Raw genomic sequence first — 20,760 nt, forward strand, 5'->3', positions numbered from 1 at the left:
TTCCTCTATCAAGCAACGGAGATGGAGTGAAACCGGGTGATTGAAAACGCATCCAGCGACGTTTTTGACGCGCCGCAGCAGATGATCTCGGTGAGCGCCTGGCCCACCGCGGGACCGATCTGAAAACCCGCGCCGGCAAAGCCGAACGCATGCAACAGGCCGGGTTGGGTGCTGCTGTGCCCGATCACCGGTTGGCGATCGGGCAGGTAACCTTCGGTGCCGCTCCAGGTGCGAATCGCCTGGGCACCCTCCAAAAAAGGGTAGAGCTCCACGGCTTGGCGCAGGATTTCGATCACTGCGTTCTGGCCGGGTCGGGCGCGGGCATCGTCCAGGGCAAAACCTTGGCCGCCCCCCAGCACGCAGTTGCCGCGGGCGACCTGGCGCGCATAGATACCGCCACCTTCCACGCCGGTGCTGGCATCCATCACCAAAGGTAACGGCTCGGTGACCAGCATCGCCGGATGCCCGGCATGCATCGGCACCGCTTCGCCAAATTGCGCGGCAAAATGGCTCGCCCAGGCACCCGCGCAGTTCAGCAGCCAGGAAGCCTGAAGCACCAGGCCCGTTTCGGTACGCACACCAAAGCGCTGGCCGTCATGTTCCACATGGCTGACTGCGCATTGTTCGTGGATCTGTGCGCCATGCCTGCGGGCTGCATGGGCGAATGCCGGGGACACCAGTCGCGGATTGGCGTGGCCGTCGTCCGGGCAGAGGGATGCGCCGACCGCGACTGCGCCGACCCATGGGAAACGGGCGCGCAACTGATCTCGATCCAGCAGTTGCAGATCAAGGCCGAACCCCTGGCTGCTGGCGGCGTAGTCGTGCAGGGCCCGCAGGTCGTCGGGGCTGCGGGCCAGTTTCAGGTGACCACTGCGCTGGTACTCCCCATCGATGCCGATCAACTGCGGCAACTGGCTCCAGATTTCATGGGCCCGTTGCGACAGCGGCAGTTGTGACAACGGTCGACCCTGGCGCCGCACGCCGCCGTAGTTGACACCGCTGGAGTGCGAACCGCAGAAGTCTCGCTCCAGCAATGCCACCCGGCGTCCGGCTTTGCTCAGGAACAGCGCGGCCGAGGCGCCGACGATACCGCCGCCAATGATCACGACATCCACTTCGATCATGGCTCGACCTCCAGGCCAAACGGTACGGGTTTGACCGGGGCCTGTGCCCGCATCCGACCGATTTCGCCAACGGGGCGCCCGCTCTCGCGGGCAATGATTTCCGCCGCTGCGGCGCCACACATCCTCCCTTGGCAACGCCCCATGCCGACCCGGCAATGGGCCTTGACCCGGTTGATTTCCCAATGACCTTCATCCACTACCCGGCGGATCTCGCCTGCGCTGACTTCTTCGCAGCGGCAGATCATCAGATCGTCAGTGGCGTGGACGGCCCAGTCCGTAGGAAAGACAAAGGCGCGCTCCAGACCCTGTCGAAAACGGTCGATGCGTTCCAGGGATTGTTCCAGCTGGGTGCAACGCTGCGGGTCGATCAGATAGCCGCGGTCTTCGAGCAGGGCCAGGGCCGCACGTTCGCCGGCTATTTCTGCGGCGTCGGCGCCCATAATTCCAGCACCGTCGCCCGCCAGGTAGATCCCCGGTACGCTGCTGCGACCGGCATGGTCGCGCTGTGGCAGCCAGGCGCGGTTAAGAGGGTTCCAGGAAAATTCGCAGCCCAGCAGGTCAGCCAGTTGGGTTTCGCTGCGCAAGCCGTGAGCGAAGGCCACCGCGTCGCAATCGAGCGACTGCAAGCCTTTGCTGTTGCGCCATTTCAGTGACTGGACGCGCCGTTCTCCGTCGATACGCGTCAGGCTTGCCCCTTGGTGCACGGCGATGCCGTGGGTGGTCAGCCAGGCGCGATAGTAGAGCCCCTTGGCCAGTGTGGCCGGTTGTGCCAGCAGACCGGGCAGGGCGCGAGCCTGGGCGCTCAAGGGCGAGCTGTCGAGTACCGCGACCACGTTGGCGCCTGCCCTGGCGTATTGATAAGCCACCAGATAAAGCAACGGGCCGCTGCCGGCAAACACGACCCGTTCACCGATGGCGCAACCCTGAAACTTCAGGGCAATCTGCGCGGCGCCCAGGCTGTACACACCCGGCAGTGTCCATCCAGGCACTGGCAGGATTCGGTCGGTGGCGCCCGTTGCGACGATCACGCTGGCGTACTCCAGACGCGCGGCGCGGCCCTCATGCAAGGTATCCAGCAGACCGGCCTCGGCGTTCCACACCAGCGTGTCTGGCCGGTAATCGAGCTGTTCGCGCAACTCGTCGAAGGTTTGGTGCAGGGCACTGGCTTTGTGCGCCTCAAAGCCATACAACTTGGCCGGCGAGCGCTTGAAATTGAGCGGTTGTTGCCGATAGATCTGTCCGCCACCGCGTGCGGCTTCGTCCAGCAGGATGGGGTATACGCCGTGGGCGACCAGAGTCTGGGCGGCGCGGATACCCGCCGGGCCGGCACCGATGATGGTGACCGGCTTCATAGCCACCCCGTTGGCGATGCTGTGGGATTTATGCTGCTATCGCCGCAGCCATCGCGAGCAGGCTCGCTCCCACAGGAGACTTGCGGTGCTCTCAGAATCAAGCACCACCGCCGCCCCCATGTGGGAGCGAGCCTGCTCGCGATGGGGTCATCCCAGACGGCATTGTTCATGGCTGGCGCCCCGGTTCGCGGGTGATTTGCTGGCCGGCTTCAAGCTGGGTCGAGCAGGCGCGCACACGGCGGCCGTCGCCCAGGCGGACCCAGCAATCCTGGCAGGCGCCCATCAGGCAAAAACCGGCCCGGGGCTCGGCGCTGAAGTCGCTGCCGCGCAGATGGTCGCTGCAGGTCAGCACCGCGGTGAGCACGGTATCGCCCAGCAGACCGATGGCCGGTTCGCCGTCGAGGGTAAAGTCCAGGGCCGGGCGGTCGCCTTCGGCCAGTCGTTTCAGCAGAGCCATGGCGCCCTCATTGTTTGCCCACCAGGACCCGATCCAGGCCATAGACCCGGTCGAGCACAATCATGGTCAGCGCCGTGAGCGCGATGACCAGCGCCGACACCGCCGCCATCATCGGATCGATGGATTCGGTGGCGTAGACATACATGCGCACCGGCAGGGTTTGCGTGGCCGGTGAAGTGACGAAGATCGACAAGGTGACCTCATCGAAGCTGTTGATGAACGCCAGCAACCAGCCTCCGGCCACCCCGGGCAGAATCATCGGCAAGGTGATTTGCCGAAACAGCGTGAAGCGCCCGGCCCCGAGCGATTGCGCGGCCTGCTCGGCGCTGCGGTCCAGACCGATGGCCGAGGCCAACACCAGACGCAGCACATACGGTGTAATCACCAGCACATGGGCGAAGATCAGCCAGGTGAAGCTGCCGTTCACACCCATCAGCGCAAACAGCCGCAACAGCGCCACACCCAGTACCAGGTGCGGAATGATGATCGGCGACAGGAACAGACCATTGAAAAAATCCCGGCCAGGGAATTGGAGCCGAGTGATCGCCAGGGCTGCCGGCACCGCGATCAATGTCGCCAGCGACGCTGCGCTGAACGCCAGGATCAGGCTGTTGTAGAACGCATCGATAAAATCGGCGCGCTCGAACACCGCACGGAACCAGCGCAGGGAAAACTCCGTGGTCGGCAGGCTCAGGGTGTTTTCCGGGGTGAAGGCAACAAGACAGACCACCAGCAGCGGCGCCATCATGAACACCACCACCAGGGCATGAAACAACAGGGCGAAAGGACCGTTCCTGGACATGACGAGTTACCCCAATGACTTCTTGTAGCGGCCCTCGATCATGCGGTTCCACGACAGCATGATCAGCAGGTTGAGCAGCAGCAGTGCGACGGCAATGGCCGCGCCCATTGGCCAGTTCAGCTCTGACAGGTACTGGTCGTAGATCAGCGTGGCGACCATTTTCAGGCGGCGTCCGCCGAGCAGACCGGGAATGGCGAAGGAACTGGCGGCGAGGCCGAATACGATGAGGGTGCCGGACAATACGCCGGGCATGATCTGCGGCAGCACGACCTTGCGCATTACCGTGAACTGGCTCGCGCCCAAGGACAGCGCGGCCTGTTCGGCGGCCGGATCGAGCTTTTGCAGCGAGGTCCAGACCGGGATGATCATGAATGGCAGCATCACATGCACCAGGGCGATGACCACGGCAAACGGCGTATAGAGCAGCTTCATCGGTGAGCCGCCGAAGGCTTGCAAAGTCTGGTTGACCAACCCGTCGGCACCCAGCAACAGACTCCAGCCGAAGGCCCGCACCACCACCGAAATCAGCAGCGGCGTGAGAATCAGAATGAGGAAAATCGAGCGCCACGGCGCGCCCATGCGGCTGAGGATATAAGCCTCGGGCACGCCGATCAGTACGCACAAAATTGTGGTGAGTGCGCTGATCCAGAGTGTGCGCAAAAAGATCTCGTAATAGTACGGGTCGCTCAGCAGGCTGACGTAGTGGTCGAGGGTGTAGGCGTTTTCGTCGATGCCCGTGCCGTAGTCGAAGACGTTGAACGACAGCACCAGCGTCAGCCCCAAGGGAATGACCAGCAGGCCCAGGTACCAGGCCAGGGCTGGGGCGGACATCAGATAGCCTTGTTTTCCCCGGCCCATTGCATCGATCAGCTTCATGCCGGCACCTCGTCCACGCTCAGCAAGCGCAGCAGCGCCGGATCCCAGTCAAGACCCACCGCCGTGCCTTCGGTCATCGGCGCGCAGCCGTCGTTGCGGCGCACCACGCAGAGCTCGCCCAGGTTGGTCGAGACGCCGTACAGCCATTGGCTGCCGAGAAAGAAGCGGCTGACGATGACGCCTTGCAACCGACCTGAGCCGGCTTGGCACAGATCGATTTTCTCTGGACGCAGGCTGAGCACCAGTTGGCCGCGGTCCTGGCTGCAAGCTTGAACGTTGCCCTGGCTGTCGCGCTCGCCGGGCAGCAGGTTGGCTTTGCCGACGAAGCCGGAAATGAATTCGGTGCGCGGGTGTTCGTAAAGGGTGTACGGTGCGTCGATCTGAGTGATGCGCCCGGCCTGCATCACCACGACCCGGTCACTGATGGACAGCGCTTCGGACTGGTCGTGGGTCACCATCAAGGTGGTGATCCCGACTTCTCGCTGAATGCGGCGGATTTCGTACTGCATCTCCTCGCGCAGGTTGGCGTCGAGGTTGGACAGCGGTTCGTCAAGCAGCAGCACTGGCGGTTCGATCACCAGCGCTCGGGCCAGTGCCACGCGCTGGCGCTGGCCGCCGGAGAGTTCCCGCGGGTAGCGCTCGGCATGCAGGTCCAGACGCACCAGCTTCAGGACCCGATCCACCCGTTGTTGCAGCTCGGCGCCGGGCACTTTGCGCATACGCAGGCCGAAGGCGACGTTGTCCCTGACGGTCATGTGGGGGAACAGCGCGTAGCTTTGGAACACGACGCCCAGCCCCCGGCTGGCGGGCTTGGCATGGGTGATATCGCGGCCGTCCAGCAGGATGCGTCCACTGCTGACTTCGACGAAGCCGGCGATCATTTGCAAGGTGGTGGTTTTGCCGCAGCCGGAGGGGCCCAGCAGCGAGACGAATTCGCCTTTTTCCACCGAGAGATGGGTGTCCACCACGGCATCGATGTCCCCGTAACGTTTGCCAAGTCCTTCAAGTTGCACAAAAGCCATGATTGCGCTCCACCTGAGATTGTTATGCGTCGCCACAAGGCGCGCTTTTTTGTATGGGCAGATACGAAAGGATGCTGCGGGGTGCGTTGGCGCTCGACGTTAAGTCGGCTGCCGCTGTTGTTCGAATCGCCCCTGTATGGACGCAGAGTAGGACGAAGAATAGGATGGGCTCAATGGACTATTTCACTGAGAGGACGACTATTTTCAGTTTACTTCGGTGAATAAATTTAACTAACGAGAAACTCCATGCCGGATTCCACTGATCGGAATAACGAAAAAAACGAAGTCGGGGTTGGCGCAGTCTCCCGACTGTTTGCCGTGTTGCGCAGCCTGGGTGACACCGTCGAGGGCGGGGAGCGGGTCACGCAGCTGGCTCAGCGCATCGGTCTGTCTCAACCCACCACACATCGCATGCTGCGCAGCCTGATGGACGAGGGCATGGTCGAGCAGGACGCGCGCAGCAAACGCTATCGCCTGAGCCTGGACTTCTTTGCCTTGGCCGCGCGCGCCGGGAACACCGGCAACCTGCGTGAGCTGACGCGGCCGGCCATGTTGCGACTGTCGGCGTCCCTGGGGGACTCGTTATTTCTGCTGGCGCGCAGCGGTTTCGATGCGATCTGTCTGGACCGCAGTGAAGGTCCGTTTCCGATCCGCACGTTCACCGGCGACATTGGCGGTCGCGTGGCGTTGGGTGTAGGACAGGGCAGCCTGGCGATCCTGGCGTTCCTGCCGGAAGAGGAGCGCGACACGGTGATTCATTACAACCTGCCACGGCTCAAGGATTTTCATTTGTACGATGAAGTCTTCCTGCGCACGGAAGTGGAGAACGTGCGCGCATTGGGCTACGCCGGACGCAACACCGGCGTGTTGCAAGGCATGGCCGGGGTGGCCGTGCCGATCCTGGATCGGGAAGGCCGCGCCGTGGCGGCGTTGAGTGTGGCGACCGTGAGTGATCGACTGGGGCCGGACCGCCTGCCGACGGTAGTTGAGATGCTCAAGCGCGAGGCGGCCCTGATCGGGCCGCGGATCAATCCGTTCGACCCGCTGTTGCGCAGGCCCTCGCAGGTGTTTGGGCAGGGTTGAATTTCACGGACATCCCCGCTCCCACAGGGGATCTGCGGTGATCAGAAGTTCTGTGTCTGCTTGAGCATCTGCGCCGCTGGCATATCGCTGGGCACCACCATCGCATAGTTGTACCCGGCCCCCGACCAATACTCGGCTTGCAGCTCGCCGTCGCGACGGCTGCCACGGGGCAGCAGGAAATTTTTCGGGCCTGGTGGGCGCACGTAGAAGCTGATCTTCTGGCCGCTCGGGTCCTGATAAACCACCATCGCCGCCGCCCCTTGCTCAGTGCTCAGCAACCGCCCGCTGACCGGCTTGAAACCTGCCCCCGACAGGTCTGGCAGGCGGTTGGCCTGGGTGAAGTAACGGTCGAGCCAACCTTGCATATTGCTCTCGTCGCCGCTTTGGTAATCGGCCGGCAGGATGCCTTGCTGGGCAAATAGTCGATACGCCTGCAAGGCGTCGGTCATGGGCAACATAGCGCTGATGAGCGTCATCTCCCGGGCCTTCCAGCCGCTCAAACCACCCACGCTGACGGCCAGCAGCAGCACTGCTGCGCTGGCCAGGTGGCGATGGGATCGATGTTTCAAGCGTTGGCGGATCACGGTCGGATCGAGGTCCGGGTTAGAGGGGTGTTGCAGGCCTGCGCTCAGGGCCGCGCGCAGGTGTTGCGCATCCTGTTGCCAGGCCCGGACCCGGGCGGCGACTTCCGGGTGATTAGCCAGGTAGTTTTCCATCAGACGCTGGTCGGCTTCGCTCAGTTGACGATCGACGTAGGCGTGCAGGTCGTTGTCGCTGGGGGGCATGCTGATCATTTGAGTATCCGCAGGGCAGGGCGGGTGATTTCGCCGTCGCTGAGTTGGCGCAGGGCTTGGCGGGCGCGGGATATGCGTGACATCACGGTGCCGGTCGGCACGCCGAGAATGTCGGCCACTTGCTGGTAACTCAAGCCTTCCACCGAGACCCACAGCAGCAGCGCGCGCTGTTCGGTCGTCAGTTGATCGAAAGCCTCAAGGGACGATTGGGCGATCACGCTGCGCTCGGCCGAAGGGTGGGCATCGTCGCGACCGGTGAAAAATTCCAGCATGCGTGCATAGCGTCGGGAACGACGATGGCTATCGAGAAACTGGCGATAAAGAATCGAAAACAGCCAGGCCCGAAGGTCACCGTCGGCACGTTTGTCGTTCCATTTTGACAATGCCCGCTCCAGGCACGCTTGCACCAGGTCATCAGCGTTGCTGGGGTTGCGCGTCAACGACACGGCAAAACGCCGTAGTCGGGGGATGAGCATGCGCAACTGTTCGTCGAGTTCGTTCATGGCTGTGCTTCTTTGGCAGTCACTGCGCCGGGAGTGGAAAGACGACTCGCGAACGAGATTATTCCAGCCTGGAAAAAATAAATACGAGGCGTGGGAATAAAACCCTCAGGCTTTCGTCTGACGGGTCCTTTGTACAAATGGCCTTGGGCCTTGGAGCTTCGTCATGGTTGACCCTTCCTCTGAACCGAGCCGGCCGCCGTTGGGTGCCGCCAGCCTGGCGCTGCGCTTGACGGGCATCGCTGTGATTGTCGCCGCGTTGGCCGGGACATTTGCCTACGTCAATGGAACCCTCGACCCACAACGCCTGACGCCGAATGCGCTGGTCAACGTGCTGGAAAAGAACAACGGAGTGCACCCGGGCTTTCGTCGCAATCACTCCAAAGGGGTTTGCGTTGCGGGCTATTTCCAAAGCAGCGGTGAAGCTCGCCCCTATTCCAGTGCGCAGGTCTTCATGGAGGCGCGCACGCCGGTCGTCGGGCGGTTTGCCTTGCCCAGCGGTAACCCCTACGCGCCGGACAACAGCGTGCCGATCCGCAGTCTGGCACTGCGCTTCACCCAGGCCAACGGCCAGCAGTGGCGTACCGGGATGAACAGTATGCCGGTGTTTCCGGTGGGCACGCCCGAAGCGTTCTATCAGTTGCAACAGGCCCAATCGCCGGATCCCGCCACAGGTAAACCCAATCCTGCGGCCGTCCCCGCCTTCTTTGCCGCGCACCCGGAAGCCAAACCGTTCCTGCAATGGATCAAGACTGCCAAGCCATCGGCCAGCTATGCCACCGAAACCTACAACGGCATCAATGCGTTTTACCTGGTCAATCCTGCGGGACAACGCCAGGCGGTCCGCTGGGGTGTGGTACCGATGACTTCGGATGCTTCGGATGTGGCGCCACCCCAAGGCGCGGATTTTCTGGAACAGGATCTGGTGAAACGCCTGGCCGCTGGGCCATTGCGCTGGCAGTTGAATATCATTTTGGCCAATCCGGGCGATCCGGTGAACGACGCCAGCAAGGTCTGGCCTGAAGATCGAAAGGTGCTCAACGCCGGTACGCTGGTGCTGGAGCGCGCCCAGGCGCAGGACGACGGCGAATGCCGCGATATCAACTATGACCCGCTGATTCTGCCCAACGGCATCGAAGGTTCAGAAGACCCGCTTTTGGCGGCGCGCTCTGCCGCGTATGCCAGTTCGTACTTGCGGCGCACCAGCGAAGTCAGTCAATTGCCCGCCAACCAGGAGTCCCGCCCATGAGCGCCCCTCGACACTTCGCACCGCTGGCTCGACTGCTGCACTGGTTGATGGCATTGATGGTCATTGCCATGCTCTTTATCGGCGCGGGCATGGTGGCCTCGGTGTCCGAGCGCCATGAATGGCTGCTTCAATTGCACAAACCCTTGGGCATCGCGATTCTGCTGCTGGTGATCGTGCGCCTGCTGGTGCGCTTTACGACACGCCAGCCGCCGTTGCCTGCCGATCTACCAGGCTGGCAGGCGTTGGCAGCCAAGGCGTCCCATGCTCTGTTGTATGCCTTGATGTTGATCCTGCCGTTGTTGGGTTGGGGCATGATTTCAGCGGCGGGGGACCCGGTGATGCTCAGCAGCTCCCTGCAATTGCCTTCCATCGTACCGGCGGATGCCCAGACCTTCGCACTGTTGCGTAAGGCCCATGGCTACCTGGCTTATCTATTGTTCCTGACCGTGCTGGTGCATCTGGCGGCGGCGCTGTTTCATGGTTGGGTGCGTCGGGATGAGGTGTTGGACAGTATGCTGCGCGGCAAAGGCTGATGATTGTGGGAGCAAGCTTTGCTCCCACATTGCTGCCACCCAGGGTGTCCACCGTGGACAGGGGTTGATCAGGTCGTTGGGTTAACGCAATTCGTCAACCATGGTCTCAATGGTGCTCAACACATCCTTGCCCAGTTGCATCGAACGCTTGCCGGACCAGCCGGTGCGAGGGTCCGGGTGGTCGTCGTGGTCCTTGAACGGCATCTCCAGGGTCAGGGACAGGCAGTCGTATTTCTGGCCGACCGCGTTACAGGCCAGGGTCATGTTGGCCTGGCCCGGTTCGTCGCGGGTGTAGCCGTAAGTGGTCTGAAAGTCTTTGGTCTGGTGCTTGAGATCGCTGCGAAAGCGCTCTTCGAGTTCGGCAATGCGTGGCGTGTAGCCTGGGTTGCCTTCGCAACCGGCGGTGAATACGTGAGGGATTTCCTCGTCACCATGAACGTCCAGGAAAAAGTCTACGCCGTACTTTTCCATTTGCTGCTGCACGAAAAATACCTCAGGACTGATCTCCGGACTGGCGTTCTGCCACGCGCGGTTGAGATCCTGACCCATGGCGTTGGTACGCAGATGGCCGTGGAAAGCACCGTCCGGGTTCATGTTAGGCACCAGATACAGATCGGCCTTGGCAAGCAGTCGGTTCAGTGGCGTGTCGTCCAGTTGCTGCAGGCGTTCGATCACGCCTTCCATGAACCACTCGGCCATGTGCTCGCCGGGATGTTGCTGGGCGATGATCCAGACCTTGCGTCGACCTTCGGCACCGCTGCCCTTGCGCAGTAGTTGAATGTCGCGGCCTTCCACGCTTTTGCCGACGGCCAGCAGTTCGGTTCCGGCCTTGTGCAGCGCCTGCTCGATCAACCAGTCGTGGCGACCACGGCTGTAGGGTTCGAAATAGGCAAACCAGGCGTGGGGCTGTTCGGCTTCCAGGTGAAAGCGCAGGGCGTCGCCTTCGAATTGTGTGGGAATACGGAACCAGTTGACGTGATCATAAGAGGCGACGGTCTGGTAACCCGTCCATGCCCTGTTATAGGACGATTGACTGACATTGAGCAGGCGAAAAGAATATTCCTGGCCGACGTGCAAGCCGCTGGCCTTGAAGTGAAACCACTGGAAGTGGGCGCTACGGGTGTCAGGTCTGATCTTCAGCAGTGATTGCAAAGGGTTGCTGATGTCGACGATCTCGATGTTGCCGCTGTCGAAATTGGCGCTGATATCAAAGGAAGATTTAGCCACGGTCACGATTCCTGTGATGGATTTTATGACCGTTACTTTACACGCAAGGAGGAGGGTGTCGGGACGATTTGCGTGACAGAAAAGAGGGGGCGTCCTCCCTGGACGCTAGGGGAGCTTAGTGAGTCCGCGATTGATTCTCAAGTGCTACCTGTCGATAGTTTTCGTTGGTATGGCCTGGAGCGCTTGTAAAGGGATATTCATTTGCTATCATCGCCGCCATCGAATGAGCGACACGCAAAAGACTTCATTAGCCTGAAGCCATAAGCCGAAAAATCGGCAAAAAAAAGACCCGGCAAAAAGCCGGGTCAAAAACCGTGATTAGCCTGATGAGGAGATATTCCAGAAGTCCGACCTAAGGTCTTCTGGCCTATCGACTGATCTCGCGACCAGCTGATGCAATAATAATCATTATCATTTGCAAGTCAAATGTTTTTATCTCGTCTATTGGAAAATATTTTCCCGGTCCCGCATTCGCGGCGCCTTTCCCAAGTGTTACGCCTAGCGAGTAGGGTAGCCGTCCAGTGACCGGTCAAGCATGACTTTGACCAGATCAATCATATGCACCACTGAAAAAGCCAGGTCGCGGCTTGACCCTTGTAATCGGTTGGCGGATTCCTGGGCGGTGGCTGCTGCACAGCGCAGCAGGTCGCAAGCATGAACCAACGCTTCTTCCCCGCTGATGTTACGGTTTACGTCGAAGAAACGGTGGTCTGAAGGCGCATCTGAAACACCCGGTTTCAAGTAATAGTCCAGAGCGCGTTGGGCTGCCGGGCAGTCCTGCAGCGAGGTGAACGTACTGTCGAAAGGGTGGGTGGTCTCATCGGTGTTGAGTTTGTCCATGGGGGTCTAGATTCTCCGTGTGTGGGCTGAAATCCTGAATCCAGAATAGTACCTATCGTAATTGTGACGATAATTTAAATACTACATTTTGTGTTTTGATGGTCGGAGCCAGCCAAGTATCGTGCCGCACATGGATAAATGGATAGAGTTGGTCAAGGCCAAGATGAAGGAGCTGCGCATCACGCAAGTGGTGCTCGCAGAACGTTTGGGAATGTCCCAGGGCGGCGTCGGCCATTGGCTGACCAAGCGCCGGCAACCCAGTGTCGACGACATGAACCGGGTCCTGCGGGAGCTGGGGCTGGAGTTTCTTGAGGTGGCGATGGTAATCCGCGAGCCGGACACCTCCACCGAGGAAGGCATGGCCCTGGCGCAGAAGTACAATCCGTACTTCCGCTACCCGGTAAGTGATTGGAGCGAGGTAGGCGAGATCCGCGAAGGCGATCTGGCGACCTACAGCCAGGCGCGCTATGAGCTGACGGACTATCACGCTCAGGGGGACGCATTCTGGCTGGTGGTGATGGGGGATGCGATGACGTCACCCAGCGGGTTGAGCATTCCCGAGGGAATGTCGATCCTGGTCGACCCGGCCATTGAAGCGGTGCCTGGCAAACTGGTGGTTGCCCAACTGCCTGACAGCAGTGACGCCACCTTTCGCAAGTTGATTGAAGAGAGCGGGCAGCGTTACCTGGTCCCGCTCAATCCCACGTACCCGAAAACCCTGTACACCGCGCAATGCCGCATCATCGGTGTGGTCGTGCAGGCCACCATCAGGTTCTGACTGGATCGGCCCGGGGGAGCGGGCCGATACCTATTCTTCGAACTCCACCAACGCGCAGCCCTCGCTGACCATTTCGCCTTCCTGGCAATACAGAGCCTTGATCACGCCGGCCTGAGGTGCACGAATGCTGTGCTCCATTTTCATCGCCTCCAGTACCACCAGTTGTGCTCCGGCTTCCACCGTCTGGCCGATACTCACCAGTACCCGAACGATACTGCCGTTCATGGGGGCAGTCAGGCCGCCTTGATGGCTGTGGCTGGCTTCGGCGGCCGCCAGCGGGTCATATATGTCGACTCGGTGCAGGTCACCTTCCCATTGCAGATAAAGGCTGTCGCCCTGGCGAATGGCGCGATGCCTGCGCCGCAGGCCGTTGCGCTCGATCACCAGTTGCTCATCCTTGAGCTCCGTAGGACCGGCCGTGACCTCCAGGGTCAACGCTCGATCCTGGCCCTCACAGCTAAGGTGCACAGTAGTCTGTCTTGGCAGCCCCAGACGCAGACCGGCGGTGTGGGCCCAGGGTGAGTTGGCATCGTCGGGTCGTACATGCGGCGTCAGACTCAAAGCGAAGCCATGCGCCGCCGCGAGCCAGAAGTCGTCATCCAATTCGCCAGTCACTGGCAATAGTTGCGCCTGGTAACGTGGGATAAATCCGGTATCCAGCTCCGCCGCCGCGAAGGCGGGGTGGGCCACGATACGTCGTAGAAAGCTGATGTTGGTTTTCAGTCCGCCGATGGCAAACTCGTCGAGCATGCTCAAAAGTCGCAACCGCGCTTGTTCACGATCCTCGCCCCAGGCAATCAGCTTGCCGAGCATCGGGTCGTAGAACGGTGAAATTTCGTCGCCTTCGTGCACGCCGCTGTCGACCCGACGACCCGGTGCCGCACTCGACTCGCGATACAACGCCAGGCGCCCGGTAGCCGGCAGGAAGTCGTTGGCCGGGTCTTCGGCATACAGGCGCACTTCGATAGCGTGGCCGAGCAGTGGCACTTGCTCCTGCGTCATGGGCAGCCGCTCGCCACGTGCCACGCGAATCTGCCATGCCACCAGATCGAGACCGGTAATGGCTTCAGTGACCGGGTGTTCGACTTGCAGGCGCGTGTTCATCTCCATGAAGAAGAACTCCCCGCGTGCATCCAGCAAAAACTCCACGGTACCGGCACCGACATAACCGATGGCTTGAGCCGAGCGCACGGCGGCTTCGCCCATGGCACGACGCAGTTGCGGGGTCAGGCCGGGGGCGGGGGCTTCTTCCACCACCTTCTGATGCCGACGCTGGATCGAGCAATCACGCTCATTGAGGTACAGGCAGTTGCCGTGTTGATCGGCAAAAATCTGGATTTCCACGTGCCGTGGCTTGAGCAGGTACTTTTCCACCAGCATCCGCGAGTCGCCGAACGACGATTGCGCTTCACGTTGCGCCGAAGCCAGTGCTTCGGCCAGTTGGCTGACGGCCTCGACCACTTTCATGCCTTTGCCGCCGCCACCGGCAGTGGCCTTGAGCAGTACCGGATAGCCGATGCGTTCGCAGGCGTCGCGGAAGGTGTCCAGGTCCTGGGCTTCGCCGTGATAACCGGGCACCAGTGGCACGCCAGCGGTTTCCATCAGGGCTTTGGCGGCGGACTTGCTGCCCATGGCATCGATGGCCGAGGCGGGCGGGCCGAGGAAGATCAAACCGGCGTTTTCAATGGCCCGGGCGAACCCGGCATTCTCTGAAAGAAAACCATAACCGGGATGGATAGCCTGGGCGCCGCTGGCTTGGGCGGCGGCGATCAGTTTGTCGATTTGCAAATAGCTGTCAGCGGCCTTGCTACCGCCCAGGTCAACGCGGATGTCGGCTTCACGGCTGTGGCGGGCATTGCGGTCGGTGGCGCTGTGCACGGCAACCGTGGTCAGGCCCATGGCCTTGGCGGTGCGCATCACGCGGCAAGCGATTTCACCACGGTTGGCCACCAGCAACGTGGTGAGGATGGGGGCGCTCATCAACGCGGCTCCTTGTTGTTCGACTCGGCTTGCCAGTTGGGCGAGCGCTTTTGCAGGAATGCTCGTAAGCCTTCCTGGCCTTGCGGACTGACGCGGATGCGGGCGATGGCGTTTTCGGTGTAGCGCCGCAATGCCGGTGTGAGGGCGCCGTTGCCGACTTCGCGCAACAGTTCCTTGCTGGCACGCATGGCCGCCGGACTGTTGAGCAGCAGGTTGTCGACCCATTGTTCGACCTGCTGGTCCAGTGTTTCGGCTGGGTAACTTTCCGACAGCAAACCGATTTCCTTCGCCCGCTGCCCGCCGAAGCGCTCAGCGGTCAGGGCATAACGCCTGGCCGCTCGTTCGCCGATGGCTTGCACCACGAACGGGCTGATCACTGCTGGCGCCAGGCCAATGCGCACTTCCGACAGACAGAACTGCGCCTGATCGGCGCCAATGGCCATGTCGCAGGCGCTGATCAACCCCAGCGCGCCGCCAAACGCCGCGCCCTGGACCACCGCCACAGTAGGAATTTTCAACTTGGCGAGGTTGTACATCAGCTCTGCCAGTTCCCGGGCGTCGTCGAGGTTGGTGTGGTAATCGAGTTCGGCCGACTGCTGCATCCAGGACAGGTCGGCGCCAGCGCTGAAGTGTTTGCCGCGACCGCGGATCAGCAAAAAACGCAGGTTCGGATCACTGCTGATGTGGTCCAGGGCAAGGATCAGCTCGCGGATCATTTCGGCGTTGAACGCGTTGTTTTTCTGCTCTCGGCTGAGCCACAAGGTCGCAAAGCCGCGGGGGTCGCCGAGCAGTTCGAGGGTATTGAAGTTATCCATGTGCATTCCCCGTTTACATCCGGAACACGCCGAAGCGGCTCGGTTCGATGGGCGCGTTCAACGACGCGGACAAGGCCAGGCCCAGTACATCGCGGGTCTGGGCCGGGTCGATGACCCCGTCGTCCCACAGCCTCGCGCTGGAATAGTAGGGGTGACCCTGCTCTTCGTACTGATCGAGAATCGGTTGTTTGATTTCAGCTTCCTGGGCGGCGCTGAACGAATGGCCGCTGCGTTCGGCCTGTTCGCGCTTGACCTGCACCAGTACGCCGGCGGCCTGTTCGGCACCCATCACGCCAATCCGCGCATTCGGCCACATCCACAGGAACCGTGGGTCGTAGGCACGACCGCACATGCCATAGTTACCCGCGCCGAAACTGCCGCCGATGATCACGGTGAACTTCGGCACCTTGGCGCAGGCCACCGCCGTCACCAGCTTCGCGCCGTGCTTGGCGATGCCGCCGGCTTCGTATTTCTGCCCGACCATGAAACCCGTAATGTTCTGCAGGAACAGCAGTGGGATGCCGCGTTGACAGGCCAGCTCGATAAAGTGCGCGCCTTTCTGCGCGGCTTCGGCGAAGAGGATGCCGTTGTTGGCAAGAATGGCAATCGGGTAGCCGTGCAAGTGAGCAAAACCGCATACCAGCGTCGTTCCGAACAGTGCCTTGAACTCGTCGAACACCGAACCGTCCACCAGCCGCACAATCACTTCTCGCACGTCAAACGGTTGCTTGGCGTCGGCCGAAACTACGCCGTACAGTTCGTCGCTCGAATACAGCGGGGCAATGGGGGCTCGTTGCTGCACTTCGCCGAGCTTGCGCCAGTTGAGGTTGGCAATGCTGCGGCGGGCAATGGCCAGGGCGTGTTCATCGTTGTCGGCGTAGTGGTCGGCGACACCAGAAATCTTGCAATGCACATCGGCACCGCCCAGATCTTCGGCACTCACCACTTCACCGGTGGCGGCTTTCACCAGCGGTGGTCCGGCGAGGAAGATCGTCGCCTGCTGGCGAACCATGATCGCTTCGTCGGCCATCGCTGGCACGTAGGCGCCACCGGCGGTGCAGGAACCCATGACCACGGCAATCTGTGGAATGCCCATGGCGCTCATGTTCGCCTGATTGAAGAAAATCCGCCCGAAGTGCTCACGGTCCGGGAACACTTCGTCCTGGCGCGGCAGGTTGGCACCGCCTGAGTCCACCAGGTAAATACACGGCAAGCGATTCTGCTGGGCGATGGTCTGGGCCCGCAGATGTTTTTTCACCGTCAGCGGATAGTAGGAACCGCCTTTGACCGTCGCGTCATTGGCGACAATCATGCACTCGACGCCTTCCACGCGGCCGATCCCGGCGATCACGCCAGCGGCCGGCACGTCTTCGCCATACACCTCATAAGCCGCCAGTTGGCTGATCTCGAGAAACGGCGAACCTGGATCGAGCAAGCGATTGATGCGCTCACGGGGCAGCAGTTTGCCCCGCGAGGTGTGGCGCTCCTGCGCCTTGGGGCCGCCACCTTGTTGAACCTGAGCGAGCAGGGTGTGCAAAGCGTCGACCTGTTTGAGCATCGCCTCGCGGTTGGCGATAAACTCCGCTGAGCGCGGATTGAGCTGGGTATGCAGAATCATAGGGCTACTCCGTAGCAGCTATAAGCTACAAGCCACAAGCTGCAAGCAAGAGCGCGGTTCTCTTGCTGCTTTAAGCTTGTCGCTTGTAGCTGACGAAATTCATTTCGTTTCGTTGAACAGTTCACGACCGATCAACATCCGACGAATCTCACTGGTACCAGCACCGATTTCGTACAGCTTGGCGTCACGCAGCAGGCGGCCGGCGGGGAATTCATTGATGTAGCCGTTACCACCCAGAATCTGGATCGCGTCGAGGGCCATCTGCGTGGCGCGTTCAGCGCTGTAGAGGATCACCCCGGCGGCGTCCTTGCGAGTGGTTTCGCCGCGCTCGCAGGCTTGGGCCACGGCGTACAGGTAGGCGCGGCTGGCGTTGAGTTGGGTGTACATGTCCGCGACTTTGCCCTGGATCAGCTGGAATTCGCCGATGCTTTGGCCGAATTGCTTGCGGTCGTGGATGTACGGCACGATCAGGTCCATGCAGGCCTGCATGATCCCGGTGGGTCCGCCCGAAAGCACGACGCGCTCGTAATCGAGGCCGCTCATCAACACTTTCACACCGCCGTTGAGCACGCCGAGGATGTTTTCTTCCGGGACTTCGACGTCATCGAAAAACAACTCGCAGGTGTTGGAGCCGCGCATGCCGAGCTTGTCGAATTTGTTGCTGCGACTGAAGCCTTTCCAGTCGCGCTCGACGATGAAGGCGGTGATGCCGTGGGGGCCTTTCTCCAGATCGGTCTTGGCATAGATCACGTAAGTGTTGGCGTCGGGGCCATTGGTGATCCAGGTCTTGCTGCCATTGAGCACGTAGTGGTCGCCGCGCTTATCGGCCCGCAGCTTCATCGACACTACGTCGGAGCCGGCGTTGGGTTCGCTCATGGCCAGGGCGCCGATGTGCTCGCCGCTGATCAGCTTGGGCAGGTACTTGGTTTTCTGTTCGTGATTGCCGTTGCGGTTGATCTGGTTGACGCAGAGGTTGGAATGGGCGCCGTAGGAGAGGGCGACCGAGGCCGAGCCGCGGCTGATTTCTTCCATTGTCACCACGTGGGCCAGGTAGCCAAGACCGGCACCGCCATATTCTTCCGGTACGGTAATGCCCAGCAGGCCCATGTCGCCGAATTTGCGCCACATGTCGGCGGGGAACAGGTTGTCGATGTCTATCTGTGCCGCCCGTGGCGCCAGCTCAGCTTTGACGAAGGCCTGCACCTGATCACGGAGCATGTCGATGGTTTCGCCGAGGGCAAAGTTCAGGGATGGGTAGCTCATGGGGCACCTTTTGGCTTTTTTGTCGGGTGTGGAGAGGGGCAGTATTGACTCTCACCTTTACGTTAACGTAAGCCTGCGGCGAATGCCTGTCAATCGCCCTTTACGTTAACGTCAACTTGAGCCAAAGTAAGTGCGCTCGCGTCAACAGGTTCACCGATACACCCACTAATAAAGACAAGAGGGGTCATCATGGATCAACCCGGTTCGCAATTGCAGCTCAGCTACACCCGCGGCTCCCAGGACAAGCCTCTACTGGCGCACACCATCGGCGAAGCCTTCGATCAGACTGTGGCCCGGTATCCCGATGGCGAGGCGCTGGTGGTTCGCCACCAATCGCTGCGTTATACCTGGCGGCAACTGGCCGAAGCCGTCGACTTGCATGCCCGAGCCCTGTTGGCGCTGGGCTTGAAAGCCGGCGACCGTCTTGGCGTGTGGGCCCCCAACTGTGCTCAGTGGTGCATCAGCCAGGTCGCCAGTGCGAAGATCGGTGTCATTCTGGTCAACATCAACCCGGCGTATCGCAGTTCCGAGCTTGAATACGTACTCAAGCAGTCAGGTTGCCAATGGCTGGTCTGCGCCGCAGCGTTCAAAACCTCGGATTATCACGCTATGTTGCAAGCGCTCGCGCCGGAGTTGGCGGAGCAATCGATCGGTCAGTTGCACAGTGAGCGTTTGCCGGATCTACGAGGCGTGATCAGTCTGGATGCTCAACCACCGTCAGGCTTTTTGCCCTGGTCGCAACTGGCAGCCCTTGGCGCTGCGGTTTTGCCTGCGCAACTGGTCGAGCGCCAGACCAGCCTGCACCATGATCAACCCGTGAATATCCAGTACACCTCCGGCACCACCGGGTTCCCCAAGGGCGCGACCCTCAGTCATCACAACATCCTCAACAACGGTTACATGGTCGGCGAAAGCCTGGGTCTGACGGCCAGCGACCGGCTGGTGATTCCGGTCCCGCTCTACCATTGTTTCGGCATGGTCATGGGCAACCTGGGCTGTATGACCCATGGCAGCACCATGATCTACCCCAACGACGCCTTTGATCCGTTGCAGACCCTGCGGACCGTGGCCGAAGAAAAAGCCACGGCGCTGTATGGCGTGCCCACCATGTTCATCGCCATGCTCGACCAGCCACAACGAGGCGATTTTGATTTGTCCAGCTTGCGCACCGGGATCATGGCCGGGGCCACTTGCCCCATTGAGGTGATGCGCCGAGTCATCAGCGAGATGCACATGGCCGAAGTGCAGATTGCCTACGGTATGACGGAAACCAGCCCGGTGTCATTGCAGACCGGTCCTTCAGACGAACTGGAGTTGCGCGTCACCACCGTCGGTCGCACCCAGCCGCAGTTGGAAAGCAAGATCGTCGACGAGGCCGGCAATATCGTTCCCCGTGGCACCATCGGCGAGTTGTGTACCCGTGGCTACAGCGTGATGCTCGGTTACTGGGACAACCCTAAGGGCACCGCCGACGCCATCGATCGGGACGGCTGGATGCACACCGGTGACCTGGCGACCATGGACGAACAGGGTTACGTCTGCATCGTGGGGCGCAACAAGGACATGATCATTCGTGGCGGTGAGAACATTTACCCGCGAGAGCTGGAAGAGTTTTTCTTCACTCACCCCGCAGTCGCTGACGTGCAAGTGATCGGCATCCCGTGCTCGCGCTACGGGGAAGAAATCGTTGCCTGGATCAAGTTCCATCCCGGCCACAACGCCACCGAGCAAGCGTTGCAAGCCTGGTGCAAGGAGCGCATTGCCCACTTCAAGACGCCGCGTCATTTCAAATTCGTCGAACAGTTCCCGATGACCGTGACCGGCAAGATCCAGAAGTTCCGCATGCGCGAAATCAGCATCGAAGAACTGCGTGATCGCGATAAAGAAGGCTGAACAAGATCCCTGTGGGAGCGGGCTTGCTCGCGAAAGCGCTGTGCCGAGCGACATAAATGTTGACGATGCCGCCGTCTTCGTGAGCAAGCCCGCTTCCACAAGAAAAACCCAAATGCCAGACAGCACAAAGGGGAGCCGAAGCTCCCCTTTAATTTTGTCGTTACGTGCTCTTTTTTTATTATTGAGGGGCGGCCTATTGTTGTTTTTAGTAGCCGTGACCCTTTACCGCTGTTTTGGTGATCCCCATCCGGGATCAAGAGCAAACGTATTTTTTTGAGCGCTGATCTGCTTTTTCGCTTCGCGATCCAACCGATTCGGGGGCTACCTGAAGGTAGTTTTATTGTTCTCTGCCCGGTTGCGGGTTGCTCCTGAAAGCACCCTGAAAAGCCCATCTTCTCCAAAAAAATCTGTTAGCTGCGCCTCTGCCGTGTTGTTTTTGTTATGTCAGAGTCGTTTCGTCTTGTTTTTATTGGGTGTGTCGCATTTTTTATTTTTGTTATGCCAATGATATAGCAGGGGTCGTGCCAACTTTTAAAAAGTACTTATAAATCAGC

At 60.6% G+C, this 20,760-nt stretch carries 19 protein-coding genes; 5 read left to right on the plus strand and 14 right to left on the minus strand.

The features are described from left to right. Positions 1 to 8: 8 nt before the first annotated feature. The 6 genes from MA884_RS24780 to MA884_RS24805 all read right to left on the minus strand — a co-directional run bounded on the left by MA884_RS24780 (position 9) and on the right by MA884_RS24805 (position 5,633). Complete coding sequence (locus MA884_RS24780; RefSeq protein WP_256232978.1) at positions 9 to 1,124, minus strand: FAD-binding oxidoreductase; 1,116 nt, start codon at positions 1,122 to 1,124, stop codon at positions 9 to 11. Beyond that, on the minus strand, positions 1,121 to 2,476 hold the full coding sequence (locus MA884_RS24785) for an NAD(P)/FAD-dependent oxidoreductase (protein WP_256232979.1): 1,356 nt from the start codon (positions 2,474 to 2,476) through the stop codon (positions 1,121 to 1,123). Before MA884_RS24785 ends, MA884_RS24780 begins: the two co-directional genes overlap by 4 nt. Before the next feature lie 166 nt (positions 2,477 to 2,642). Next, a complete protein-coding gene (locus MA884_RS24790) occupies positions 2,643 to 2,933 on the minus strand; it encodes a (2Fe-2S)-binding protein (protein WP_256232980.1) in 291 nt (96 codons plus the stop codon). A 7-nt stretch (positions 2,934 to 2,940) separates the two neighbouring features. Then, positions 2,941 to 3,735, minus strand: coding sequence for an ABC transporter permease (locus tag MA884_RS24795; protein WP_256232981.1), 795 nt, complete (start codon positions 3,733 to 3,735; stop codon positions 2,941 to 2,943). A 6-nt stretch (positions 3,736 to 3,741) separates the two neighbouring features. Next, on the minus strand, positions 3,742 to 4,611 hold the full coding sequence (locus tag MA884_RS24800) for an ABC transporter permease (RefSeq protein ID WP_256232982.1): 870 nt from the start codon (positions 4,609 to 4,611) through the stop codon (positions 3,742 to 3,744). Beyond that, positions 4,608 to 5,633, minus strand: coding sequence for an ABC transporter ATP-binding protein (locus MA884_RS24805; protein WP_256232983.1), 1,026 nt, complete (start codon positions 5,631 to 5,633; stop codon positions 4,608 to 4,610). Before MA884_RS24805 ends, MA884_RS24800 begins: the two co-directional genes overlap by 4 nt. A gap of 246 nt (positions 5,634 to 5,879) precedes the next feature. On the opposite strand from MA884_RS24805, the gene MA884_RS24810 reads away from it, so the two are divergent. Then, a complete protein-coding gene (locus tag MA884_RS24810; RefSeq protein WP_256232984.1) occupies positions 5,880 to 6,716 on the plus strand; it encodes an IclR family transcriptional regulator in 837 nt (278 codons plus the stop codon). Between the two features lie 41 nt (positions 6,717 to 6,757). Here MA884_RS24810 and MA884_RS24815 read toward each other — a convergent pair whose 3' ends face one another. Next, positions 6,758 to 7,510 (minus strand): anti-sigma factor, encoded by a 753-nt coding sequence (locus tag MA884_RS24815; RefSeq protein ID WP_256232985.1) that lies wholly within the window; start codon positions 7,508 to 7,510, stop codon positions 6,758 to 6,760. After that, entirely contained in the window at positions 7,507 to 8,013 is a 507-nt protein-coding gene (locus MA884_RS24820; RefSeq protein ID WP_256232986.1) for a sigma-70 family RNA polymerase sigma factor, read from the minus strand. The genes MA884_RS24815 and MA884_RS24820 overlap by 4 nt, the downstream gene beginning before the upstream one ends. Positions 8,014 to 8,176: 163 nt before the next feature. On the opposite strand from MA884_RS24820, the gene MA884_RS24825 reads away from it, so the two are divergent. Continuing rightward, the gene (locus MA884_RS24825) at positions 8,177 to 9,259 is read left to right on the plus strand and encodes a catalase family peroxidase (protein WP_256232987.1); all 1,083 of its coding nucleotides are present in this window, start codon (positions 8,177 to 8,179) and stop codon (positions 9,257 to 9,259) included. Beyond that, positions 9,256 to 9,792: a cytochrome b gene (locus tag MA884_RS24830; protein ID WP_256232988.1), complete on the plus strand. Its 537-nt coding sequence runs from the start codon at positions 9,256 to 9,258 to the stop codon at positions 9,790 to 9,792. Before MA884_RS24825 ends, MA884_RS24830 begins: the two co-directional genes overlap by 4 nt. 81 nt (positions 9,793 to 9,873) lie before the next feature. Here the strand turns inward: MA884_RS24830 and MA884_RS24835 are convergent, their stop codons facing one another. Together MA884_RS24835 and MA884_RS24840 are read right to left on the minus strand one after the other, a co-directional pair. Beyond that, a complete protein-coding gene (locus MA884_RS24835; protein WP_256232989.1) occupies positions 9,874 to 11,025 on the minus strand; it encodes a M14-type cytosolic carboxypeptidase in 1,152 nt (383 codons plus the stop codon). A 492-nt stretch (positions 11,026 to 11,517) separates the two neighbouring features. Continuing rightward, positions 11,518 to 11,859, minus strand: coding sequence for a DUF6124 family protein (locus MA884_RS24840; RefSeq protein ID WP_256232990.1), 342 nt, complete (start codon positions 11,857 to 11,859; stop codon positions 11,518 to 11,520). Positions 11,860 to 11,989: 130 nt separating this feature from the next. Here MA884_RS24840 and MA884_RS24845 point away from each other — a divergent pair, with 130 nt between their 5' ends. Then, entirely contained in the window at positions 11,990 to 12,637 is a 648-nt protein-coding gene (locus MA884_RS24845; RefSeq protein WP_256232991.1) for a LexA family transcriptional regulator, read from the plus strand. 30 nt (positions 12,638 to 12,667) lie between these two features. Here the strand turns inward: MA884_RS24845 and MA884_RS24850 are convergent, their stop codons facing one another. The 4 genes from MA884_RS24850 to MA884_RS24865 all read right to left on the minus strand — a co-directional run bounded on the left by MA884_RS24850 (position 12,668) and on the right by MA884_RS24865 (position 18,313). Beyond that, positions 12,668 to 14,617, minus strand: coding sequence for an acetyl/propionyl/methylcrotonyl-CoA carboxylase subunit alpha (locus tag MA884_RS24850; protein ID WP_256232992.1), 1,950 nt, complete (start codon positions 14,615 to 14,617; stop codon positions 12,668 to 12,670). Then, on the minus strand, positions 14,617 to 15,432 hold the full coding sequence (locus tag MA884_RS24855) for a gamma-carboxygeranoyl-CoA hydratase (RefSeq protein ID WP_256232993.1): 816 nt from the start codon (positions 15,430 to 15,432) through the stop codon (positions 14,617 to 14,619). The genes MA884_RS24850 and MA884_RS24855 overlap by 1 nt, the downstream gene beginning before the upstream one ends. A gap of 13 nt (positions 15,433 to 15,445) precedes the next feature. Then, a complete protein-coding gene (locus MA884_RS24860) occupies positions 15,446 to 17,050 on the minus strand; it encodes a carboxyl transferase domain-containing protein (RefSeq protein WP_256232994.1) in 1,605 nt (534 codons plus the stop codon). A gap of 99 nt (positions 17,051 to 17,149) precedes the next feature. Next, positions 17,150 to 18,313, minus strand: coding sequence for an isovaleryl-CoA dehydrogenase (locus MA884_RS24865; protein ID WP_256232995.1), 1,164 nt, complete (start codon positions 18,311 to 18,313; stop codon positions 17,150 to 17,152). Positions 18,314 to 18,502: 189 nt separating this feature from the next. Between MA884_RS24865 and MA884_RS24870 the strand changes: the two genes are divergently transcribed. Continuing rightward, positions 18,503 to 20,206 (plus strand): AMP-binding protein, encoded by a 1,704-nt coding sequence (locus tag MA884_RS24870; RefSeq protein ID WP_256232996.1) that lies wholly within the window; start codon positions 18,503 to 18,505, stop codon positions 20,204 to 20,206. Positions 20,207 to 20,760 lie beyond the last annotated feature (554 nt).

The sequence above is a fragment of the Pseudomonas sp. Q11 genome (assembly GCF_024494355.1).
GTDB lineage: Bacteria > Pseudomonadota > Gammaproteobacteria > Pseudomonadales > Pseudomonadaceae > Aquipseudomonas > Aquipseudomonas hefeiensis.